Source organism: Ellagibacter isourolithinifaciens (assembly GCF_008831035.1).
Taxonomy (GTDB): Bacteria; Actinomycetota; Coriobacteriia; order Coriobacteriales; family Eggerthellaceae; genus Ellagibacter; species Ellagibacter isourolithinifaciens.
This window is the reverse complement of record NZ_WAJR01000044.1, coordinates 1-5,992: the sequence shown is the minus strand read 5'-3', so window position 1 is coordinate 5,992 and position 5,992 is coordinate 1. Positions and strand designations below refer to the sequence as shown.

Below are 5,992 nucleotides of genomic sequence, written 5' to 3'. Positions count from 1 at the left end.
ATCATGCAGGCGACAGGCCTTCTCGCGCGAGTGGACTCCTACGCGTTCAAGCGCGCTCAGGAACCTCCCTTCCCCGACGTGAAGTTCTACGGGTAACTTCGCGTGCGCTCCTTTGCGCGTGATAAAATAGCTGCTTGCCCGCATGGCGTCCGACGACGCGCGGGTGACGTGAATTCGGCACGAGGGCACCATTCGCCTGACCTGCCACGATGCAAAGGAACACATGATGTCAAAGGGAACCTATTCGTTCACCACACCGATTTATTACGTGAATGCCGCACCTCATCTGGGAACGGCGTACACCACCGTCGCAGCCGACACCGTCGCGCGCTACCAGCGCATGAACGGCTACGACGTGGCATTCGTCACCGGCATGGACGAGCATGGCCAGAAGGTCGCCGACACGGCCGCCTCGAAGGGCATGACCCCGCAGGAATGGTGCGACTCCATGGAGCCGGCTTTCCGCGACGTGTGGGATCTTCTCGACATCACCTACACCGATTTCGTGCGCACGACCGAGCCGCGCCATGCCCGCACTGTGCAGAAGTTCTGGCAGGACCTCTACGACAAGGGCTACTGCTACAAGGGCAGCTACGAAGGCTGGTATTGCGTGCACGAGGAAACCTACTACGCCGAGTCCGACCTCGAGAAGAACGAGGAAGGCGAGTTCATCTGCCCCGACTGCAAGCGCCCGGTGCAGAAGGCCGGCGGCGAGGAGAACTGGTTCTTCAAGCTGTCCGAGTTCCAGGAGCCGCTGCTCAAGTTCTACGATGAGCACCGCGACTTCATCCGCCCGGAAACCCGTCGCAATGAAATCGTCTCGTTCGTGAAGAGCGGCTTGAAAGACCTCTCAATCAGCCGTTCCACGTTCGACTGGGGCGTGCCCATGCCGTTTGACGAGGGACATGTTGCCTACGTGTGGGCCGACGCGCTGCTCGCGTACCTCACTGGCATCGGCTACGGCGACGAGGGCCGCGAAGGCGAGTTCGAAGCCCGCTGGCCCATGCAGTACCACTTCGTCGGCAAGGACATCACGCGCTTTCACTGCGTGATCTGGCCGGCTATGCTCATGGCGGCGGGGTTGCCCGTCACGCACACCGTGTTCGGCCACGGCTTCCTGCTCACCAAGGGCGAGAAGATGTCGAAGTCGAAGGGCAACGGCATGAAGCCCGCCGACCTCGTGAAGATCTTCGGCGTGGACGCGTACCGCTACTACTTCATGAGCGACGTGCAGTTTGGCCATGACGGCAACATCTCGATGGAGCGCATGGTGCAGGTGTACAACGCCGATTTGGCGAACACCTGGGGAAACCTGTGCAGCCGCGTTTTCAATATGACGAAGAAGTACTTCGATGGTAAGGTTCCTGAGGTTCCAGCCGACGCCGCCGCGCGCGTGGCGAACCCGATGCTGCCGATCGCCGAGGGGCTTTACGCGAAGTACGATGCGTGCCTGGGGCAGGTCGACTTCACCGGTGCCGCCGCCGCGGTGCAGGAGCTTGCGGGCCGTGTGAACCTCTACGTGGAGGAAAGCGCCCCGTGGAACCTGGCGAAGAAGGAGGAGACGGCGGGCGACCTGGCTGCCGTCATCTACAACTCGCTCGAGGCGATCCGCATCATCGCGCTCTACATGGCGCCGTTCATGCCGAACACGTCGGCCGAGGTCTTCTCCCGTCTTGGGCTGGGCGAAATCGCTGCCTGCACCGACATCGAAGCGGCTACCAAGTGGGGCCAGCTGCCTGCCGGCAACGCCGTCACTGTGGGCGACCCGTTGTTCCCGCGCCTGAACATGGACGAGATCGACCTCGACGCGGAATAGCGCATCGGGTTCGCGATTTTGGAGATGAGCGACATGGGCATGACCGCACCTGAAACGTCGACGCGCGAGGCGACTGGCGCGCAAGTGGACGTCGAGCCGACCGCGACGGACGAGCCGACCGAGCCTGAATTCTTCGACAGCTTGTTCCGCAAGCGGAAGAAGAACGGAGAATGGAAGATCGTGGAAACGCCTGACCTGGGCGTTTTGGCGGTCGATGCCCATTGTCATCTGCAGTATCAGAAAAACCCCGGGCTCGCGCTCGCCCGCGCGGGCCTGCATGGGGTTGGCTTTATGTGCACGGTGGTCGACGTCTACGAGGACGGCACGACCACCTACGACAGCCTCTCGAAATGGAACCACGAGGCCGCGCTTTCCATGCAGCGGCTTTTCTCACGCTGTTGAGGCCAGCCGTCTCCGCGCGTGCCGCGGATGCGCATCGCAGCTGGTCTTCACCCGCATAACGCGAAGTACTGGGGCCCCGAAACCGAGAAGCGCCTGCGCGCGATGCTTCATGACAAGCGCACGTCGTGCTTGGGCGAGATCGGGCTGGACTATCACTACGACCTCTCGCCCCGCGAGGACCAGGAGCGTGCATTCCGCGCGCAGGTTCGCATCGCGAAAGAGGCGGGGTTGCCCGTAATGCTGCATGTTCGCGAGGCGCACGACGACGCGCTCGCCATCATGCGCGACGAGGGATGGCCCGAGGCGGGTTGCATCCTGCATTGCTTCACGAACGATTGGGACACGCTAGAGCCGTGGATCGAGGCGGGCTGCTCGGTCACGTTCGGCGGCGCGCTCACCTTCAACAACGGCGACGCTATCCGCGATGCTGCGGCGCGCGTGCCGGAGATGCAGCTCATGGTGGAGACCGACTCCCCGTATATGGCGCCGAAGCCGTTGCGCGGCGAGGTGTGCGAGCCCGCCATGGTGGTGTTCACCGAGAGCGCGCTCGCGGATGTGCGCGGTGCGGAGGGGGAGGAGCGCTTGGCCTTGTTCCGTCGCGTGCTTACGAACGCAGAGAGCATGCTGAACCGTCCGCCTACCGCATGGCAGCTGGGGAAATAGCCTGCTGCGCCGCGCGGCCATAGTACAATGCGCACTGATATCGCTGCGCTCGGGAGGGAAATTTTGAATCGTCTTATCATCGTCGGATCACCGCGCACGAACGGCAGAAGCGCGCACCTGGCCAATATGCTGTTTGAGACTTGCATCGAGGAATGCCCCGATGACGAGCTTGCGCTTGCGCCGGTTTCCACACTTTCGGTGGCGGGGTGCACAGGCTGCGATGCGTGCCGCGACAACATCGCGAAGCTTGCCGAGCTCGGCGAGGAGGCCCTCGACGACGATTTCGCCCCGTGCGTCATCGACGACGATATGCAGGAAATCTACGAGTTCATTGACGCTGCGGACGAGATCACCGTGGTGAGCCCTGTGTATTTCGCGGGCCCGCCGTCGCAGTTGAAGGCGCTGCTCGATCGTTTGCAGCCTTACTATTGGACGAATGCGCGCGTCGAGGAAAAGCGCCCTGCCGTGCTGCATGTGGTGGGCGAGGGCGGCGATCCGCATGGGTTTTCCGCGCTTGTGTCCATCGTCCGCTCGGCGCTCGCTGTTGCGGGGTTCCGCCTGGAAACCGTGTTCGACTGGGTGGGGAAGATCGACGAGAACGGCGAGATCACGGCCGAGGCTGAGGTTCGCTCGATCGAGGACCTCTTCGCAGCTGCTGACTCTGCTATGGCGCCCGCGCAGGGTGCGGAAGGCGACGGGGCTGCGATTATAGAGTTCCCCCAGATGGAAGAGCCTTCGAGTTCGAGCGAAGAGGATTCGCCCGAACCTGGATTGTCGCGCGGCCCGCGTGGTGGTGTGCGCACGAAGCTTTCGCTCGACGATGCGGGTGATACGAAAGCGCCCCATGCGAAGAGCGCGTCGCGTCAGGGTGGCGGCAAGAAGCCTGCGGGCGCGTACGGCAAGCCGAAGGGGTCGCATGCAGGCGGCGGCTCGCGCAAAGCTGGCGGCGCTCAGGGCAAAAGAGGCGGCCAGCAGGGCGGCGCGCGAGCGAAGGGAGCCGCAAAGAAAGGTAACTCGAAGAAGGGCAACAGCCGTGGCTAATATGCTCTCCCCCTTGGCAACTCCTGCGGCAACGCGCGATGTCCTGGAGGAGCATGGTCTTTCGACGAAGCATGCGCTCGGCCAGAATTTCCTGGTCAACGATGCGATTTTGCAGAAGATAGTCGAGCTTGCGCAGCTTGACGCTTCCGATGATGTGCTTGAAGTGGGTCCTGGAATTGGGACGCTCACTATTGCGCTGTTGAAGTGCGCGGGGCGCGTGGTGTCGGTCGAGCGCGACGCCGATTTGCCCGCGGTGCTTGAGGACACGCTCGAGCCGTGGGCTGATCGCTTCGCCCTCATCTCGAAAGACGCGCTCGAGCTTACGGAAAAGGACGTCATCGAAGCGTTGGCTGGATACGCGCGGTTGGCTGAGCATGGGGGGCATACTCCGTGCTCAGACAGTCCTCGCTACGCTGCGGAACTGCGCGCGGAGCACGCCCCCCATGCTCGGGTGGGGCTTGAGACTCATGGTGCGGATGGTAGCCCTCGCACATTCCCCAACAAGTTCGTGGCCAATCTGCCCTATGCGGTGGCAGCGACGCTCGTGCTCGACTTCTTCCAGAAGTTTTCCCAGCTCGAGAGCGCGACGGTGATGGTCCAAAAGGAAGTGGCCGACCGCATGTGCGCCGAGCCGGGCTCGAAGAACTATGGTGCCTACACGGTGAAGCTGCGCCTGTACGCCGAGCCTGCGGGCCGATTCCTGGTGAGCCCCAACAATTTCTTCCCGCCGCCGCATGTCGACTCGTCGGTTCTGCGCCTCGATCGCAGGCCCGTGTTCGAGGCCGATGGCGAACCGCTCGATGACGCGCTTCTCAAGGCGACGTGCGCTATGGCCGACGCCGCTTTCGCGAGCCGCCGCAAGACCATTTCCAATTCGTTCAAAACGTATTTTGCGAGCAGGGGAAATGCCGGCAAGGCTTTCATCGGGTGCATTCCCGACTTGCTCGATGAGTGCGGAATTAATGCGAAACGACGCGGTGAGACGCTCTCACTTGACGAGTTCATTGCGCTGGGAAAAGCATATTTACGAAGGGAATCTAACCCATTATAGCGGTTTTTGTACCGTTTATCGCGAGATTTCGCATGAAAATTGACGTCCGTGATACAATGCGCAATCGAGATAACTATATATGCGGGAGAAAGAGCCAGCATGGATTTAGCACAGCAAGCAAAAATCGTCGACTCCATTCATGACACGCTGCATGATTTCGTGGGTCAACGCCTGAAGGTGCGCGCGAATATGGGGCGCTCCAAGATCGTTGAAAGCGAAGGCGTTCTCACCCAGGTTCATCCGCAGCTGTTCATCATGGAAGTCGATCGCAAGCGCGGTCGCACGGCGCGTCAGTCTTACCAGTATGTCGATGTTCTGACGGGCATGGTCGAGCTGTCCCAGAACGGCGAGCCGCTGTTCGAGCCGTTCGAGATCGAAAATCCCAACGCTATTCCCGAGAAGACTGAAGTCGTTCTCGAGGAAAAAGTTCTCTCCTAAACCCAGCCGCATGGTACAAGGAGGTATGCCCCGACTCGTTCGGGGCATACTTGTTTTTGGGGCGATGATTGCTGCCCGCTTGCCCTTCGACTGCGGTATTGTGTGGACGATTTGAGCATCTCGGGATTTGATTTGACAATCTGCGCAACATCCGTCATTATTTATCGACGCGCCAAGAGCGCAAAACCCGTGGGGATGTAGCTCAGCTGGGAGAGCATCACGTTCGCAACGTGGGGGCCGAGGGTTCGAATCCCTTCATCTCCACCATGGGAACTCAGGCAGGTCGGAAGCAATTCCGGCCTGCTTTTTTATTGCCCCATCTGAGGCTAAGCGGCCTACAGGACAAGATGCGCATCCTCTAGTGCGGCCTTGCTTTTCAATTGCCCTTCCATCGGAAAGCCGACTCTTCGCAGGCTTCTCCTCTTCCCTCTGTACGCATTATGCGACGCGTGAAGTTTAATATGAGTAGAACATTGTCAAGAGGCAATGAAGGCCCAAGCCAGGAAAATCTTTCCCGACTTGGGCCTTTCTATCATCACCCGATGATTTCTTCCGACAGGTTGTGTCATCAAACCGACGCT

Annotated in this window: 6 protein-coding genes and 1 tRNA gene; all 7 read left to right on the top strand. The window is 60.7% G+C overall.

Going from position 1 to position 5,992, the window contains the following annotated elements; genetic code table 11:
- Window positions 1–226: 226 nt before the first annotated feature.
- Window positions 227–1,816: a methionine--tRNA ligase gene (metG, locus tag F8C90_RS10495; protein ID WP_158050455.1), complete on the top strand. Its 1,590-nt coding sequence runs from the start codon at window positions 227–229 to the stop codon at window positions 1,814–1,816.
- A gap of 24 nt (window positions 1,817–1,840) precedes the next feature.
- Window positions 1,841–2,218, top strand: coding sequence for a TatD family hydrolase (locus tag F8C90_RS10490; protein WP_246155905.1), 378 nt, complete (start codon window positions 1,841–1,843; stop codon window positions 2,216–2,218).
- A 27-nt stretch (window positions 2,219–2,245) separates the two neighbouring features.
- Entirely contained in the window at window positions 2,246–2,881 is a 636-nt protein-coding gene (locus tag F8C90_RS10485; RefSeq protein WP_246155904.1) for a TatD family hydrolase, read from the top strand.
- Window positions 2,882–2,908: 27 nt separating this feature from the next.
- Entirely contained in the window at window positions 2,909–3,922 is a 1,014-nt protein-coding gene (locus F8C90_RS10480) for a flavodoxin family protein (protein WP_158050453.1), read from the top strand.
- Between the two features lies 1 nt (window position 3,923).
- Entirely contained in the window at window positions 3,924–4,973 is a 1,050-nt protein-coding gene (locus tag F8C90_RS10475; RefSeq protein ID WP_158050456.1) for a ribosomal RNA small subunit methyltransferase A, read from the top strand.
- Window positions 4,974–5,072: 99 nt separating this feature from the next.
- The gene (locus F8C90_RS10470) at window positions 5,073–5,411 is read left to right on the top strand and encodes a Veg family protein (RefSeq protein WP_158050452.1); all 339 of its coding nucleotides are present in this window, start codon (window positions 5,073–5,075) and stop codon (window positions 5,409–5,411) included.
- Window positions 5,412–5,602: 191 nt separating this feature from the next.
- Window positions 5,603–5,678 (top strand) — tRNA-Ala (locus tag F8C90_RS10465).
- Window positions 5,679–5,992 lie beyond the last annotated feature (314 nt).